This is a genomic window from Burkholderia sp. BCC1999 (assembly GCF_905339975.1).
Classification (GTDB): domain Bacteria; phylum Pseudomonadota; class Gammaproteobacteria; order Burkholderiales; family Burkholderiaceae; genus Burkholderia.
In genome coordinates, this window is the sequence record NZ_CAJPHP010000002.1 from 240,657 (window position 1) to 257,076 (window position 16,420).

The 16,420-nt window shown below is 67.0% G+C and carries 16 protein-coding genes; 10 read left to right on the plus strand and 6 right to left on the minus strand.

What is annotated here, in order from left to right; genetic code table 11:
* The 6 genes from U5809_RS03970 (at position 1) to infA (ending at position 7,232) form a co-directional block, all read left to right on the plus strand.
* Positions 1 to 1,206 (plus strand): acetyl-CoA C-acyltransferase, encoded by a 1,206-nt coding sequence (locus U5809_RS03970; RefSeq protein ID WP_322085616.1) that lies wholly within the window; start codon positions 1 to 3, stop codon positions 1,204 to 1,206.
* A gap of 150 nt (positions 1,207 to 1,356) precedes the next feature.
* Positions 1,357 to 2,319: a WD40/YVTN/BNR-like repeat-containing protein gene (locus U5809_RS03975; RefSeq protein ID WP_282509568.1), complete on the plus strand. Its 963-nt coding sequence runs from the start codon at positions 1,357 to 1,359 to the stop codon at positions 2,317 to 2,319.
* 94 nt (positions 2,320 to 2,413) lie between these two features.
* Positions 2,414 to 4,876, plus strand: coding sequence for an efflux RND transporter permease subunit (locus U5809_RS03980; protein WP_322085617.1), 2,463 nt, complete (start codon positions 2,414 to 2,416; stop codon positions 4,874 to 4,876).
* A 69-nt stretch (positions 4,877 to 4,945) separates the two neighbouring features.
* Positions 4,946 to 6,025, plus strand: coding sequence for a Rieske 2Fe-2S domain-containing protein (locus tag U5809_RS03985; RefSeq protein WP_282509572.1), 1,080 nt, complete (start codon positions 4,946 to 4,948; stop codon positions 6,023 to 6,025).
* A 281-nt stretch (positions 6,026 to 6,306) separates the two neighbouring features.
* Positions 6,307 to 6,510 carry a cold-shock protein gene (locus U5809_RS03990; RefSeq protein ID WP_006483056.1) on the plus strand — a complete coding sequence of 68 codons (204 nt, stop codon included), beginning with the start codon at positions 6,307 to 6,309 and terminating at the stop codon, positions 6,508 to 6,510.
* 458 nt (positions 6,511 to 6,968) lie between these two features.
* Complete coding sequence (gene infA / locus U5809_RS03995; protein WP_048251091.1) at positions 6,969 to 7,232, plus strand: translation initiation factor IF-1; 264 nt, start codon at positions 6,969 to 6,971, stop codon at positions 7,230 to 7,232.
* 144 nt (positions 7,233 to 7,376) lie between these two features.
* Here the strand turns inward: infA and U5809_RS04000 are convergent, their stop codons facing one another.
* From U5809_RS04000 to U5809_RS04010, 3 genes are all read right to left on the minus strand, one after another.
* Entirely contained in the window at positions 7,377 to 7,733 is a 357-nt protein-coding gene (locus tag U5809_RS04000) for an alpha/beta hydrolase (protein WP_322085618.1), read from the minus strand.
* Between the two features lie 3 nt (positions 7,734 to 7,736).
* A complete protein-coding gene (locus U5809_RS04005; RefSeq protein ID WP_322085619.1) occupies positions 7,737 to 8,213 on the minus strand; it encodes an alpha/beta fold hydrolase in 477 nt (158 codons plus the stop codon).
* Between the two features lie 113 nt (positions 8,214 to 8,326).
* On the minus strand, positions 8,327 to 9,106 hold the full coding sequence (locus tag U5809_RS04010; RefSeq protein ID WP_322085620.1) for an SDR family NAD(P)-dependent oxidoreductase: 780 nt from the start codon (positions 9,104 to 9,106) through the stop codon (positions 8,327 to 8,329).
* Between the two features lie 167 nt (positions 9,107 to 9,273).
* Between U5809_RS04010 and U5809_RS04015 the strand changes: the two genes are divergently transcribed.
* The 3 genes from U5809_RS04015 to U5809_RS04025 all read left to right on the plus strand — a co-directional run bounded on the left by U5809_RS04015 (position 9,274) and on the right by U5809_RS04025 (position 11,828).
* Positions 9,274 to 10,173, plus strand: a complete 900-nt coding sequence (locus U5809_RS04015) for an AraC family transcriptional regulator (RefSeq protein ID WP_322085621.1) — start codon at positions 9,274 to 9,276, stop codon at positions 10,171 to 10,173.
* Positions 10,174 to 10,341: 168 nt separating this feature from the next.
* Positions 10,342 to 11,589, plus strand: coding sequence for an alkaline phosphatase family protein (locus U5809_RS04020; protein WP_322085622.1), 1,248 nt, complete (start codon positions 10,342 to 10,344; stop codon positions 11,587 to 11,589).
* The gene (locus U5809_RS04025) at positions 11,586 to 11,828 is read left to right on the plus strand and encodes a hypothetical protein (protein ID WP_322085623.1); all 243 of its coding nucleotides are present in this window, start codon (positions 11,586 to 11,588) and stop codon (positions 11,826 to 11,828) included. Before U5809_RS04020 ends, U5809_RS04025 begins: the two co-directional genes overlap by 4 nt.
* 288 nt (positions 11,829 to 12,116) lie before the next feature.
* Here the strand turns inward: U5809_RS04025 and U5809_RS04035 are convergent, their stop codons facing one another.
* Positions 12,117 to 13,193 carry a porin gene (locus U5809_RS04035; RefSeq protein WP_322085624.1) on the minus strand — a complete coding sequence of 359 codons (1,077 nt, stop codon included), beginning with the start codon at positions 13,191 to 13,193 and terminating at the stop codon, positions 12,117 to 12,119.
* A 648-nt stretch (positions 13,194 to 13,841) separates the two neighbouring features.
* Here U5809_RS04035 and U5809_RS04040 point away from each other — a divergent pair.
* Positions 13,842 to 14,141: an HU family DNA-binding protein gene (locus tag U5809_RS04040; RefSeq protein ID WP_322085729.1), complete on the plus strand. Its 300-nt coding sequence runs from the start codon at positions 13,842 to 13,844 to the stop codon at positions 14,139 to 14,141.
* 328 nt (positions 14,142 to 14,469) lie between these two features.
* Here U5809_RS04040 and dmpG read toward each other — a convergent pair whose 3' ends face one another.
* Positions 14,470 to 15,501 carry a 4-hydroxy-2-oxovalerate aldolase gene (gene dmpG / locus U5809_RS04045; RefSeq protein WP_322085625.1) on the minus strand — a complete coding sequence of 344 codons (1,032 nt, stop codon included), beginning with the start codon at positions 15,499 to 15,501 and terminating at the stop codon, positions 14,470 to 14,472.
* A gap of 16 nt (positions 15,502 to 15,517) precedes the next feature.
* Positions 15,518 to 16,417 carry an acetaldehyde dehydrogenase (acetylating) gene (locus U5809_RS04050; protein ID WP_282509590.1) on the minus strand — a complete coding sequence of 300 codons (900 nt, stop codon included), beginning with the start codon at positions 16,415 to 16,417 and terminating at the stop codon, positions 15,518 to 15,520.
* Positions 16,418 to 16,420 lie beyond the last annotated feature (3 nt).

A 16,420-nucleotide genomic window follows, 5' to 3' on the forward strand; every position in this document is an offset into this window, starting at 1 on the left:
ATGGAAGACGCAGTCATCGTTTCCGTCGCACGCACGCCGATCGGCAAGGCGTTTCGCGGCATCTTCAACGACACCGAGGCGCCCGCGCTGGGCGGCCACGTCGTGCGCACCGCACTCGAACGCGCGGGCGTCGCACCGGCCGACGTCGACGACGTGCTGATCGGCTGCGCCGCGCAGCAGGGCACGCAGGGCTACAACATCGGCCGCCTGTCGGCGGCGGCGGCGGGGCTGCCGGCATCGGTGCCCGGCATGGCGATCGACCGCATGTGCTCGTCGGGCCTGATGTCGATCGCGAGCGCCGCGCGCAGCATCGGCGCGGGCGACGCGCGGATCGTCGTCGCGGGCGGCGTCGAGTCGATCTCGCTCACGCAGAACAAGCACAAGAACGCGTATCGCGCGCGTTCGCAGGCCGTGCTCGACCACCAGCCGGCTGCGTACATGGCGATGATGGAAACCGCCGAGATCGTGTCGCGCCGCTACGGGATCTCGCGCGCCGCGCAGGATGAATTCGCGCTGCAGAGCCACCAGCGCACGGCCGACGCCCAGGCGGCCGGCCGCTTCGATGCCGAAATCGCGCCGCTCGACGTGCGGCGCGCGCTGTTCGACAAGGAAGGCAACCCGACCGGTCACGAGGATGTGAACGCCGCACGCGACGAAGGCGTGCGCGCCGACACGACGGCCGAGCGGCTCGCGGGGCTGAAGCCGTCGTGGAGCGGCGGCAAGGTCGTCGAGCAAGGGGAGTTCGTGACGGCCGGCAACGCGTCGCAACTGTCGGACGGCGCGGCGGCCGTGGTCGTGATGTCGCGCAGCGAGGCCACGCGCCGCGGGCTGACGCCGCTCGGCGCGTTCCGCGGCCTCGCGGTGGCCGGCTGCGAGCCCGACGAGATGGGCATCGGCCCGGTGTTCGCGATTCCGAAGCTGCTGGCGCGCTTCGGGATGACGGTGGGCGACGTCGGGCTGTGGGAGCTGAACGAAGCGTTCGCGTGCCAGGCGCTGTACTGCCGCGACACGCTCGGCATCCCCGACGACCGGCTGAACGTCGACGGCGGCGCGATCGCGCTCGGCCATCCGTTCGGGATGTCGGGTACGCGGATGACGATGCACGCGTTGCTCGAAGGTGCGCGGCGCGGCGTGCGGCACGCGGTCGTGACGATGTGCATCGGCGGCGGGATGGGTGCCGCCGCGTTGTTCGAAGTCGGCGCCTAGCGGTACGCGGACAGGCCGCACCGTACACGCGGCCAACCAGTCAGGAACATTCGAGGCCGCGGCAACGACCGACGGCCCGGAGACTTGCAGCCGGCGGTGGCGGGCGCTTCGGCGCGCACCGCCGTCGAACGCAACCACAGGAGACAAGCGATGAAACGAACTTTGCCCGGACTCGCGATGTCGGCGCTGGTGCTCGGCGCCGCGCTGTTCGCGTTTTCGCCGCGCCCGCTGCCGGCGTTCCCGGTCACCGAGATCCACGCGGACCGGCTGCAGATCAACGGGCTCGCCCGCGCCGGTACGACGCGCATCGTCGCGGTTGGCGAGCGCGGCGTGATCCTGCTGAGCGACGACGCGGGCGCCCACTGGCGGCCGGCATCGATCGCGCATGACCAGGCGTCGACGCTCACGCAGGTGCGCTTCATCACGCCGACGCTCGGGATCGCGGTTGGCCACGACGGCCGGATCGTCCGCAGCGACGATGGCGGCGTGCACTGGCGCGAGGTCCATATGGACCACGAACATTCCGATCCGCTGCTGTCCGTATGGGGCACCGCTGACGGCCCGCTGTTCGCGGCCGGCAGTTTCGGCCAGCTGTTGCGCTCGAACGACGCCGGCGTCAGCTGGCAGACGGTGAAGACGCCGGCCGGCGACCGCCACCTGAACGCGATCGTCGGCGACGGCCACGGCAACCTGCTGGTCGCGGGCGAAAGCGGCACGCTGCTGCGCTCGACCGACAACGGCGTCACGTGGGACAAGCTGGTGTCGCCGTACGCGGGTTCGCTGTTCGGCGCGCTGATGCTCGCCAACGGCGACTGGGTCGCATACGGGATGCGCGGCAACGTGGTGCGCAGCACCGATCGCGGCACGACCTGGACGCATGTCGACAGCCATGTGCCGGTGTCGTATTTCGGTGCGACCCAGCTTGCCGACGGCGAACTCGTGCTGGTCGGCCAGGGCGGTGCGATCGTCGCGTCGCGCGACGGCGGGCTGACTTTCGACGTGCGCAAGCTCGGCGGCGTGCAGAGCCTCGCGGCCGTGCTCGACATGGGCCACGGTGCGCTGCTGCTCGGCGGCGAAGCGGGTGTCGCGCCGCTCGCCGCGTCGCCGTCCTGACGCTTGGCCCCGGCGGCCGCGGCAGACGCGGCCGCAGGGTTCCGCACACTTCCGTTCGTTTCGCATCGCCAGCCAGTACCGACACGAGAAATCCATGAACGACCTGTCACGTCCCCCTGAAGCCGTTCCCGCGTCGCGCCTCGCGACGTTCGTCGAGCGCTGCGCCGATACGATCATCCGCCAGCGCAAGCTGCTGATGCTGCTGTGCGTCGCGGTGACGCTGGCGCTCGGCTTGTCGGCCACGCGCCTGAAGCTCGATCCGGGCTTCAACAAGATGATCCCGATGCAGCACCCGTACATGCAGGTGTTCGAGCGTTATGCGGGTGCGTTCCCCGGCGCGAACACGATCCTCGTGAGCCTGCGCTGGAAGGGCGACGGCGACATCTACAACCAGACGTTCATGGACGCGCTGCGCCATGCGACCGACGACGTCTTCTTCATCCCCGGCGTGAACCGCTCGCGCGTGTTCTCGCTGTTCACGCCGAACGTCCACTACACCGAGGTGACCGAGGCCGGCTTCCGCGGCGACGTGGTCGTGCCTGGCCAGTTCTCGAGCGCGAACCCGGACGATCTCGCGAAGGTGCGCCGCAACGTCGCGCGCTCGGGGCAAATCGGCCGCCTCGTCGGCAACGACCTGAAGTCGGCGCTGATCCGTGCGGAGCTGCGCGAGACCGATCCGACCACCGGCAAGCGGCTCGACTACAGCGCGGTCGCGCGCCAGCTCGAGGAGATCCGCGCGAAGTACGCGAAGCAGGGCATCGACGTGAGCATCATCGGCTTCGCGAAGCTGGTCGGCGACGTCGAGAACGGCATCGCGGGCGTGATGGCGTTCTTCGCGCTCGCGTTCCTCGTGACGGCCGCGCTGCTGTTCGCCTATACGCGCTCGCTGAAGACCACCGTGCTCGCGCTCGTCGTCGCGCTGCTGCCGGTTGTCTGGCTGCTCGGTTCGCTGCCGTTGCTCGGGCTCGGCATCGACCCGATGTCGATCCTCGTGCCGTTCCTGATTTTCTCGATCGGCGTGTCGCACGCGGTGCAGATGACCAACGCGTGGAAGCAGGCGCTGGTGCGCGGCGCATCGTCGGTCGACGCCGCGCGCGACGCGTTCCGCAAGCTGTTCGTGCCGGGCACCGTCGCGCTGCTGACCAACGCGCTGGGCTTCATGGTGATCATGCGGATCAAGATCGACATCGTGCGCGAGCTCGGCATCACCGCGTGCCTCGGCGTGCTGCTGATGATCGTGACGAACAAGGTGTTCCTGCCGATCCTGCTGTCGTACACGCGCCTCGAACGCGGCACGCTGGCGCGCGCGCAGCGCACGGCGGCGGCCGGCGGCAGCGGGAGGTGGTCGCGCTTCGCGGTGTTCGCGCGGCCGGCGCCGGCGCTCGGCGTGTTCGCGGTGGCGCTCGCGCTGCTCGCGTATGGCACGCTCGAATCGCGCAAGCTGGAGATCGGCGACATCGGCACGGGCGCGCCGGAATTGCGTGCGAACTCGCGCTACAACATCGACAACGCGGCAATCACGCACCAGTACAACATCGGCGTCGACGTGCTGTCGGTGATCGTCGAGACGACCGGCTTCGACGACGCGTGCCTGCATTACCCGGTGATGAGCGCGATCGAGAAGTTCGAGATGAACATGCGCGGCGTGGCCGGCGTGCAGTCGGTGACGAGCGTGTCGTCGCAGGGCAAGGTGTTCATCGCCGCCTTCAACGAAGGCAACCCGCGCTGGGCCGCGCTGCCGCGCTCCAGCGACGGGCTCACGCAGGGTTCCAACGCGTTCGACCCCGACAACGGGATGAACACCGCGAACTGCAAGGCGATCCAGGTGCTGATCTACACGAAGAACCACGAGGGCACGACCATCGCGCACATCGTCGACGAGATCAAGCGCTTCGCGGCCGAGAACCCGACGCCGAACGTCGCGTTCCGGCTTGCAGGCGGCAACGTCGGCGTGATGGCCGCCACCAACGAGGCCGTCGGCGACGCGGAGATCGCGATGCTGCTGTCGATCTTCGGCGCGATCGCGCTGCTCTGCGCGGTGACGTTCCGCTCGTGGCGCGCGGTGCTGTGCATCATCGTGCCGCTCACGCTCGTGTCGATCCTGTGCAACGCGGTGATGGCGCGCCTCGGCATCGGGCTGAAGGTCGCGACGTTGCCGGTGATCACGCTCGGCGTGGGCGTGGGCGTCGACTACGGGATCTACCTGTACGAGCGCCTGCAGCACGACCTCCGTCACGGCGCGACGCTGCCGGACGCATTCGCCGACGCGATGCGCCAGCGCGGCACGGCGGCGCTGTTCACGGCCGTCACGATGTTCATCGGCGTCGGCACGTGGGCATTCTCCGCGCTGAAGTTCCAGGTCGACATGGGCGTGCTGCTCGCGTTCATGTTCCTCGTGAACCTGTTCGGCGCGGTGTTCCTGCTGCCCGCACTCGCCGCGTGGCTCGGCGTCGAGCGTGCCGAGCGCCGCGTGTCGCAACAGCCGCAGCCGTCGCCGGCGGCCCCCGTGCCGCTGAAGCCGTCGCCCGCGCTCGAACCCGGCAACCCGATGCGCTGAACCGCGCGCCCCATTTCCCCCGCGCGCGGCCGGCCGCCGCGCGCTCTCCCAAAGAAGGAGTCAACCCACATGTCCGCACGCCCTTACAAGATCGAAGCCCAGCCGCTCGCGCAGCGCTATGCGCGCGGCTGGCACTGCCTCGGGCTCGCCCGCGACTACAAGGACGGCAAGCCGCACACGCTGAATGTCTTCGGCCGCAAGCTCGCCGCGTTCGCCGATTCGACCGGCAAGGTCAACATCGTCGATGCGTACTGTCCGCACATGGGCGCCGACCTGAGCCTCGGCACGGTCGAAGGCGACAACCTCGTATGCCCGTTCCACGGCTGGGCGTGGAGCGGCGAAGGGCAGTGCGCGTCGATCCCGTACTGCAAGCGGATTCCGCCGAAGGCGCGCATCGGCGCGTGGCCGACCTGCGAGGAAAACAACCTCCTGTTCGTGTGGAACGACCCGGAAGGCAACGCGCCGCCGGCCGATGTCGCGATTCCGCGCCTCGACGTGTGCTTCTCGGACGAATGGTCGGACTGGGTCGTCGACAAGATGGTGATCCAGGCCAACTGCCGCGAACTGGTCGACAACATCTCGGATGTCGCGCACTTCGCGACCGTGCACCACGCGCCGATCGACTATTTCGCGAACCTGTTCGAGGACCACAAGGCGACGCAGCTGATGGTCGGCCGCAGCGAGAAGCTCGGCGGCGACGCCCTGACCGCGCTGTCGACCTATTTCGGGCCGGCCGTGCACATCACGCAGATGACGGGACAGAGCGGCGGGCAGCCGATCCATTCGGTACTGCTGAACTGCCACGTGCCGATCGACATGAACAGCTTCGAGCTGCGCTACGGCGTGATCGTGAAGAAGGTGGCCGGGCTGACCGACGAGCAGAACATGGAAATCGCGAACGCGTACGTGAAGGAAGCGCAGCGCGCGTTCTACGAGGACGTCGACATCTGGCACAGCAAGACGCGGATCGACAACCCGCTGCTGTGCGAGGGCGACGGGCCGCTGTACCAGATGCGCGACTGGTATTCGCAGTTCTACCTGGACGTGGCCGATGTGCGGCCGACGAGCGTCGCGCGCAAGGCGTTCGAGATGCGGATTCGCGACGGCGGCGAGCCGCCGGCGCTGCATCACGTGTTCGAGCCGCAGTAAAAAACGGGTAGGCCGGCCGTAAACGGGGATGCATCGGAATATGTCCCGTCGGCCGGTCACGCCCGCCGCGTAAGGCGTACGCGGGGATCGCATGTTGCGCTGCATCGAAATGGCTTGACGAAACGGTTGCGACGGCGTAGTGTCCACGGTCGAAGTGTTCAAGAAGTTCGATTGCTCATCATTGGCCGCACTCCGTGCGGCAGTCGTTGGTCTCTCCCTCTTTGATTCTTTCTGTGCCCGTCGTGGGCGCATGTTCAATTATTTGTATTAAGGAAGTTTTTGTGGATACCGGTACCGTCAAGTGGTTCAACGAAACCAAGGGCTTTGGTTTCATCTCCCCGGACAACGGCGGCGACGATCTGTTCGCCCATTTCTCGGAAATTCGCGGCACGGGCTTCAAGACCCTGGCCGAAGGCCAGAAGGTCAGCTTCGAAGTGAAGCGCGGCCCGAAGGGTCTGCAAGCGTCGAACATCACGCCGCAGTAAGCCGCATCGGCACCGGCCGCCAGTCGGTGGCCGCTGCCGGATGGAGTTTCGCGCGAGGCGCCGCTTTGGCGGCGCCAGCGCGTTCCGATGCGCACGACCGATGCATCGCGACATTCACGATGCATCGGTCGTGACGCCTCCCTCCCGCATGCCTGAACGGCGTGCGACGTAACGTCCTCGTAAAGCGCTCGCCGCTTCGCGAGCGCATCACCGCATCAACCTGAGCAGACCGCTGCCATGTCGTAGCCGGCGCGGTCCCGACTTGCGCGGCGCTCATCCCGCCGCCGCCACCGACCGCCCGAACGCCGCAACGCGCCGGGCTCCGATCGCAAGACAGGCCCGAGGCCCGTCTGAACGAACCGATCCCCGGCAGCCTGCCGGCGGCCGTCCCGCTGCGGGATCCGGCGCCGGGCAGATCGCCGCGGCCGCGGTCAATCACCTTGTCTGGAGGAATTGGTTTGGCAAAAGAAGAACTGCTGGAACTCGACGGGATCGTCGACGAAGTGCTGCCGGACAGCAAATATCGCGTCACGCTGGAAAACGGCGTGGTGGTGGGCGCGTACGCGTCGGGCCGCATGCGCAAGAACCACATCCGCATTCTCGCGGGTGACCGCGTGACGCTGGAACTGTCGATGTACGACCTGACCAAGGGCCGTATCAACTTCCGGCACAAGGACGCGAATTCGCCGCGTCCGCCGCGAACCGGGCAGCCGCGCCGTTAAGCGGCCACGATCGGTGCGCGGCACATCGCGCACCCGGTCGAAACCCGTCCGGCCATGCGGTCGGACGAACCGGATGAACGGCACGTTGCATGCCGTTCGTCGGTCGCCGGCGGCGCTGTCGTGCCGCGGCGGCCAACCCCGCCTCTACCGGCCGCCGCGCGTGCGCAACGCTCGGGCGGCCGCGTCCCGCAGGAAATCCTCGACGATCATCGCGAAGTACGGCGGACATTCCTGCATCGGGTAATGCCCGCAATTCGGTATCGTCACGAGCCGAGCGTTCGGATGCCAGGCGAGAAACGTCGCCTGCATCGCCGCCGCGTCGAGCCCCGGATCCTTGTCGCCGACGATCACCAGGAAGCGCGTGTCGAGCCCGCGGATATCGTCGACGAAATCCGTGCCCGTCAGCATGTCGAGATACGCGAGCCGGCAACCCGGCGCCACGCGTTCGCGGTTCTGCCGCAGCTTCATGTCGGCCCAGCGCGCCGACAATCCCCCCGTCACGAATCACACGAGCCGCCGAAACGCGTCGTCGTCGACCGTCGTGCTCGCGAAGAATGCGCGCGCGTCGTCGCCCAGGCGGTTGCTGGCCGCCGACACCGGGCATACGGCGATCGCGCGCTTGATGCGTGACGGCGCATCGGCCGCGATTCGTTGCGTCGCCATGCCGGTCATCGAATGGCCGATCACGTGAAAGCGCTGCCAGCCGAGACGATCCGCGAGTGCGAGGCAGTCGGCCGAGATCTCGTCGATCGTGTACGTGCCGCTCAGATGCCGGGATGCGCCGTAGCCGCGCAGGTCGACGAACACGTACGTGAAGGCCGTTTCGTCGAGATACGGCAGCGCCGCCGCGTAGTTCGTCGCGTCGCCGAGCCAGTCGTGCAGGACCATCACGCGTTCGGGGCCTGTGCCGTGCCGCAGGTAGCCGAGGCCGTCGTGGTTGCCGGCCGGCCGGGCGGCGGGAGAGATGTCGATCGGGTTCATTTCAAGTCGTTTCCGTCTGGTTGGGGAACCAAAACGAAACGCCCTCCCGGCGGACCGGGAGGGCGTCTTGAAAGTGCATCGATCGTATCGGGCCGATCGGCGAAAGTCAACGCTCAGAGCGCCATCCCGCCCGACACCTCGATGCGTTGCGCATTGACCCACCGGTTGTCGTCCGACAGCAGCGACGCGATCATCGCCCCGATGTCGTCGGGTTCGCCCACGCGGCCGAGCGCGGTCCATTCCGCGACGCGCCGGTTGACCTCCGGATTGTCGCGCACCATCCCGCCGCTGAAGTCGGTCGCGACCGCGCCCGGCGCGACGACGTTCACCGCGATGCGGCGCGGCCCCAGCTCCTTCGCCAGATAGCGCGTCAGCACCTCGACCGCGCCTTTCATCGATCCGTAGGCCGCACTGCCGGGCAACGCGACGCGTGTGAGGCCCGACGACACGTTCACGATGCGGCCGCCGTCGCGGATCAGCGGCAGCAGCGTCTGCGTGAGGAAGAACACCCCCTTGAAGTGCACGCGATAGAGCGCGTCGAGATCGGCCTCGGTCGTCTCGGCGATCGGCGCGTGATGCGAGGTGCCCGCATTGTTGACGAGGAAGTCGAAACGGTCGGCGCCCCAGCCTGAAAGCGCGTCGCGGAGCTGTTCGGCGAAGCGGCCGAACGTGGTGGGTTCCCCGGTGTCGAGCGGCAGTGCGAGCGCCGGTTGCCCGGCGTCTGCGGTCAGTGCGACGACGCGATCGGCTTCCGCGCGATTCGAGCGGTACGTGAAGATCGCGCGCACGCCGCGCTGCGCGAGGTGAAGCACCGTATTGCGGCCGAGCCCGCGGCTGCCGCCGGTGACGACGGCGATTTTCGGGGCGGAACCGGTGGAATGTGCTGCAGTCATGCTGTGCTCCTGGTCGAAGTCGGTGACGGACAGCCGCAAGCGTACGGCGGCCGTCGCGCCCGCTGAATGCCGGAACCGGCCGCGTTCTTGCCTGATCCTGCCCGGCCGACCCGAAGCCCGCGGCGCCGCGTGTACCATCCGCACATCGGGATACGGAGGGCTGCACCATGTCGGACGAACTGGTCGAACGCGTCGCGCGACTGACCGGCGACCATGGCGACGAACGCCGGTTCGCGACAGCGATCGACGGGTTGATCCTGCTGCGTTCCAACCGCGAACGGCTGCCCGCGCCGCTGATCATGAAGCCGGCGCTGTGCGTGGTCGTGCAGGGTGCGAAGTGGACGACGTTCGGCGGTCGGCGCTACGACTACGGGCCCGGCCGCGCGCTCGTCGTCAGCGTCGAGATGCCCGCGACGAGCCGCATCGTGAAGGCCAGCGAGACCGAACCGTTCCTCGGCATCGTGCTCGAATTCGACCTCGCGATGATGCGCGACGTGCTCGAACGGCTCGACGCGCCGCCGCCGCAAGCGGCCGGCCCGATCGGCCATGGCGTCTGCGTGACCGATTTCGGCGGGCCGCTCGCCGATTGCGTGTTGCGGATGATGCGGCTGCTCGATACGCCGGCCGCGATTCCGGTCGTCGCGCCGCTCGTGATGCGCGAGATCTGCTACTGGCTGCTCGCGGGCCCGCACGGCGGCGAAGTCTCGCGTGTCGTGTTCGCCAACGGTCACGCGCAACGCGTCGTCGCCGCGATCCATGCGCTGCGCGGCCAGTTCGCCGAGGCCGTCCGCGTCGAGGAACTCGCCGCCGTCGCGCAAATGAGCCCGTCCGCGTTTCACCGGCAATTCAAGGCGCTGACGTCCATGACGCCGCTGCAGTACCAGAAGCAATTGCGCCTGCTCGAAGCGCGGCACCTGATGGTGACGGGCGCGGCGAATGCGGAAACGGCCGCGTATCGGGTCGGCTACGAAAGCGCGTCGCAATTCAGCCGCGAATACGCGCGGATGTTCGGCGCGCCGCCGCGGCGCGATGTCGTCACGCTGCAAACCGCAGCGGCCGACGGCTGAACGGGCCTGCCGCGACGCGGTTCGTATGACGCTTTACGCGCGGGGCGGCGCGGTCGTACACTCGTCGGCAATTCGCGGCCCGCGCGCGGCTTTCAATCCCTTCAGTCGCTTTCAGCGCGCTAACGATCGTGCCAGCCGGACATTCGTCGCCCGACGCCAGGAGGCGCCATGAGTGCAGACGCAGCCCCCGCATCCCCTTCCGTTCAGGATCGCATCCAGCACGTGTTCGTGCTGATGCTCGAGAACCGTTCCTTCGATCATCTGTTCGCGCTGTCGGGTTACCCCGACATCGTCGCCGCGTCGCCGGGCAACAGCAACGCGTATGGCGGCGCGGTCTATCCGTTCGGCGGCGGCGCGCCCGACCGGATGCCGACTGACCCGTGCCACGAATTCACCGACGTGCTCGAGCAGCTCTGCGGCGCGGGTGTGCCGTTCGTGAAAGGGCAGGCTTATCCGGCCGTCGCCAATTCCGGCTTCGTGTCGAATTACGCGACCTCACATTCGGAAGGCACGCCGCCGCAGCCGGCAGACGCGGGCAAGATCATGCAGGGTGTCGACGTCGCGACGCAGGCGCCGTCGCTGTACGCGCTCGCGAATGCGTTCGTGCTGTGCGACGCGTGGCATGCGTCGATGCCGGGGCCGACCTGGCCGAATCGCTTCTTCCTGCACGGCGCGTCGTCGGCCGGGCTCGACCATTCGCCGACCAAGGAAGAGATGGGCGGATGGGACGCATTCGACGGCTTTCCCTATCCGAAGGGTTCGATCTTCGGTGCGCTCGGCGACGACACCTGGCGCATCTACCAGGACCAGACCGGCGATCCGCTCGGCCATGTGCCGCAGGTCGCATCGCTGAAGGGCATCAGCTTCTTCGACGTCGACGATCTCGCGCATTTCGAAGCCGATCTCGCGGCCGGCTACACGGCGCGCTACACGTTCATCGAGCCCGGCTACGGCGACATCGTGCACGGCACCTATCGGAACGGCAGTTCGCAGCATCCGATGGACGGGCTGGCCGGCGGTGACCAGCTCGCCGCGCGCGTGTACAACGCGATCCGCAATTCGCCGGTGTGGAACAGCAGCCTGTTCGTGATCGTCTACGACGAGCACGGCGGCTTCTACGATTCGGTCAAGCCGGGCGCCGCGCCGCCGCCGAACGACGGCGCGGCCGCGACGCTGAACGCGAGCGGCTTCGGCTTCGACGTGTACGGTGTGCGCGTGCCGGCGATCGTGATTTCGCCGTGGGTCGCGGCCGGGCAGGTTGACCACACGCCGTACGACCATGCATCGGTCGCCGCTACGCTCGAGCGGCTGTTCGGCGTTGCGCCGCTGACCGATCGCGACCGCCTCGCCAACGACCTGCTGGCGCTCGTAACGACTACGTGCCGGACGGATTGTCCGCAAAGGATCGGAACATGAGTACGACCCCGGACCCGCGCGATGCGCTGCCCGTGCGCGACGGCACGAGCCTGATTGCGTATCTGCATATCCTGAAGAAAGCGCATGCGGCGCTGGTCGGCCAGGACAAGGCGCACCAGCGCTTCAGCGAGATCATGACGCGCGGGCAGGCGCGGCAGTACATCGAGGAGCTGATGCCGGCGCTGCTGCAGAAGCGCGCCGAGCATCGGGCGCGCAAGCATGGCGGAAAGCATCACTGAGCCGGTGGAGCGGTGCCGTCGCGCGTAGCAGGAAAACGATGCGTCATGCCGCACGCCGCACGCTGATCGGCGACACCACCGCGCTTGTCAATTGAATCGCCGCGCCGACAAACATCGCCGCGCGCAAGCCTGCCGCACCGCCGTGTGGAGCCGCAAACAGTGTGCCGAGCACCGCGATCCCGAGACAGAAGCGCGGCGAGCTTGCCGCGCTTGCGTTCGACATGCCCGGAGCCGGGACGACGCAACACGTGCGATCCCCGGTTCCGGGCGTTCGGAACATCGCTGCGATCAGAACTTCGCGCGAATGCCCGCACCGAACGTGTTGCCGTTCGACAGGCCGCTGATGCGGTCGTTCATGTAGGCCGCGTACACGTCCGTGCGCTTGGACAGCGGATAGTCGTAGCCGACTGCCCAGGTCTGGCGCGTCTGGTCGAGGCCGCCCGCGTCACGCGAATACGCATACGACGCCATCGCGTTACCCGCGCCGAGCGGTACCGACACGCCGCCTTGAGCGGTGTTCACGTGCCAGCTGCCCGCGACCTGGTCGTTCTTCGTGTACATGTACTGGCCGAACAGCTTCACGAGCTTCAGGTCGTAGGTCGCGCCGACCAGCGCGATGCCCTGGCTCTTCATGCCGGTGACGAGCGCGCTCAGATCCTGCGGGCCGTTGTTGAAGTTCACGTACTGATACGTGGCGGTTGCCGCGAACGGGCCGTTCGCGTAGTTGAACTGCGCGCTCCACTTCTTCGAACGGTTGTCGCCGGCCTGGTTGCCGAGCGCGTACATCGCGCCGAAGTTCAGGCCACCGAATGAAGGCGACGCATACGACACCGCGTTGTTCCAGCCCGAATCACCCACGGCGCCCTGATCGCTCGGGTAGGTCGGGAACGTGCCGAGGCCGAGGAACACGTGATACACCATCGGCGAGAAGGTGTACGAGTCGTAGAACGGGTTGAACAGGATCGTCGACAGGAACAGGTGCGTCGTCAGACGGCCTGCCGTCACCGTGCCGTACGGCGAATCGATGCCGACGTACGCGTTGCGCGCGAAGAACGTGTCGCCCTGGAAGCGGCCGAACTGGCCGTTCTGTGCGCGGAAGAAGCTTTCCAGCGTGAAGACCGCCTTGTAGCCGCCGCCGAGATCCTCGGCGCCGTGCAGGCCCCAATACGACGTCGACATCCCGCCGCCGCTCACGTTCCACGCGCGATCGCTGCCGGGGAACTTGGTCGCGCCGACCCATTCGTCGACCTGACCGTAGAGCGATACGCTCGACTGCGCATGGGCGGGAGCCGTAGCCGCCACGCAGGCGGCCGCGGCGATCAGCTTGACGGACGTGCGCGACGCACGGCGAGCGAATGACTTCATGGGGTCTCCATTATTGATTGATGACGGGCCGACTGACGTCGAATGATGCGTTACCCGAGGGTGAGCAGCGGGATTCGATTGGAAGGCGAAGCCGGGCGCGAGCGGGATTGAATACCTTCGCGCGATTTCATCGTTCTGAATGGCTTCGTGATAATGGTGTTGAATCGTAAATTCGTTGCTTCCGGCGAGCCATTGGACAAGAAGCATCATGCGTATACGAGACGATGTATAACGTGGAATCGAGCGTCAAGACGCTTGTCGATATTCGCGTATACGCTCATGCAACGCCATTTATGCGGAGGATTTCACGCGATGGCGTGATGCGTAAAGCACTAGTATTTTCCGGATCCGGAAAATTCGTGCAATGCCTTTGGCGGACAGGAGAGGGCCCGATAACGCCCTCGCAAACCAGCCTGCACGGTTGGTCGCGTACCGATTTCAATTGACGCAATATGGTCCGCTTGGACGATGCGTCGTGCGACGTTCCGGTCCAGCCTTGCAAGCTTGCCAATGACCGCTTTCGGCGGCGATCCGTGCGTCTCGAACGACAGATCGTCGATGAGGTGGTCGCAGGCAATCATGGCGCGTGCTTTAACGAGACATCGCCGATACAACAAGTCCGGTAATCGAATATCGGCATTTCCATTAATGCAGGAGCCACAGATGAATAAACAAGAGTTGGTCGAAGCCGTGGTCTTTTCTACTGGCTTGAGCAGGGTCGCCGCTACCGAGGCAGTGGACGTGGTAATCAACACGATTACGAATACGGTTGCGGCTGGCGGGACCGTTCAGTTGATCGGTTTCGGCTCGTTCAGGCAAGGAAAGCGTGCGGCCCGGATCGGCAGGAATCCGTCGACCGGTGACGCCATCGAGATTGCCGCGGTGAAGACGGTCAAGTTCACGCCGGGTACGGCATTCAAGAGTGCCGTGAATGCGATAAAGAAGTAAGCAAGCGTCTTGCGACCGGTGGCGGGAGTCGGTCGCTTGCCGGTGCAGCAGGCACGATCCACGTGCAACGCTGCAGTCATACGATCGGACGATCCCGGATCGGCGCGGCGCCGATACGCTCGGTGCCGGCGCGGCGGCATCGAACTGGCTGCCGACACCGGCAGACGGCCGGCCGTTTACGCTGTTCGCACGCGCCTACGAGCCGACCGGCAGCGTGCTGCAGGGCACCTTCGCGATGCCGTCGGCCGAGCCGGTGCAATAACCCGCCACCCATGAAAAAGACGGGGCATGTGCCCCGTCCCGTACGACCGGCGATGCGACAGCGTGATTACGCCGCCACTTCCCGTGCCCGCACCATCGTCAGCGCCGCATCCTCGATCATGTCTTCCTGGCCGCCGACGAGCCGTTGCCGGCCCAGTTCGACGAGAATGTCGCGCGCCGGAATCCCGTACTTCGCCTCCGCGCGCTTCGCGAAGAGAAGGAACGACGAGTAGACGCCCGCATAGCCGAGCGTTAGCGCATCGCGGTCGAGGCGAATCGGAGCGTCCATGATCGGCACGACGAGATCCTCGGCGACATCCGAAATCGCAAACACGTCGACGCCCGTCTCGATCCCCATCCGGTCGCACACCGCGACGAATACTTCCATCGGCGTGTTGCCCGCGCCGGCGCCGAGGCCGGCCGCGGCCGCATCGATCCGGTTCGCGCCGGCCGCAACCGCCGCGACCGAGTTCGCGACACCCATCGCGAGATTGTGGTGGCCGTGGAAGCCGAGCTCCGTCTGCGGTTTCAGCGCGTCGCGCACCTGGCTGATTCGCGCGGTCACGTCGTCGGGCAGCATGTGGCCGGCCGAATCGGTGATGTAGATGCAGTTCGCGCCGTACGATTCCATCAGCTTCGCCTGCACGACGAGCTGCTCCGGCGACGACATGTGCGCCATCATCAGGAAGCCGACCGTATCGAGCCCGAGCGTGCGCGCAAGGCCGATATGCTGTTCCGACACGTCGGCCTCGGTGCAGTGCGTCGCGACGCGGATCGTGCCGACGCCGAGTTCGTGCGCCATGCGCAGGTGCTCGACGGTGCCGATGCCGGGCAGCAGCAGCGCCGACACCTTCGCCTGCTTCAGCTCCGGAATCACGGCGCTCAGGTACGCCTCGTCGGTATGCGCGGGGAACCCGTAGTTGACCGACGCGCCGCCGAGGCCGTCGCCGTGCGTGACCTCGATCAGCGGCACGCCGGCCGCGTCGAGCCCGCGCGCGATGTTGCGCATCTGGTCGAGCGTGATCTGGTGGCGCTTCGGGTGCATCCCGTCGCGCAGCGACATGTCGTGGACGGTGATCTTCTTGCCTGCAAGTGACATCGTGTGACTCCTCGACTCAAGCGGTGGCGGCCGTTGCGGCCAGCATCTGTTCGGCGAAACGCTCGGCCGTGGCGGCCGCGGCGGCGGTCATGATGTCGAGGTTGCCCGCGTACTTCGGCAGGTAATCGCCGAGCCCTTCGACTTCCATGAACACCGACACGCGATTGCCGTCGAACACCGGCCCGTTCTTCAACGTGTAGCCGGGCACGTAGCGCTGCACTTCCTTGACCATCGCATGCACGGACGCGGTGATCGCGTCGACATCGGGCGGCCCGTCGGTCAGGCAGTGGATCGTGTCGCGCATGATCAGCGGCGGCTCGGCCGGGTTGATCACGATGATCGCCTTGCCCTTGCGTGCGCCGCCGACCTGTTCGATCGCGCCGGACGTCGTGCGCGTGAATTCGTCGATGTTCTTGCGTGTGCCGGGGCCGACCGACTTCGACGACACGGTCGCGACGATCTCGCCGTACGCGACCGGTTGCACGCGCGACACCGCATACACCATCGGGATCGTCGCCTGGCCGCCGCAGGTCACCATGTTCACGTTCATCTGCGCGCTGTCGAGATGTGCGTCGAGGTTCACCGGCGGGACGCAGTACGGCCCGATCGCGGCGGGCGTCAGGTCGATCATCTTCACGCCGAGGGCGGTGAGCTTGTCGGAGTTGTCGCGATGGACGTACGCCGAGGTCGCGTCGAATGCGATGCGGATGTCGTCGTCGGCCACGTGCGGCAGCAGCCCGTCGACGCCCTTGTCGGTGGTCTTCAGGCCGAACTCGCGCGCGCGGGCGAGCCCGTCGGACGCCGGATCGACGCCGACCATCCACACCGGTTCGAGCACCGTCGAGCGGCGCAGCTTGTACAGCAGGTCGGTGCCGATGTTGCCGGGCCCGATCAGTGCGCATTTGATTTTCTTCATCAG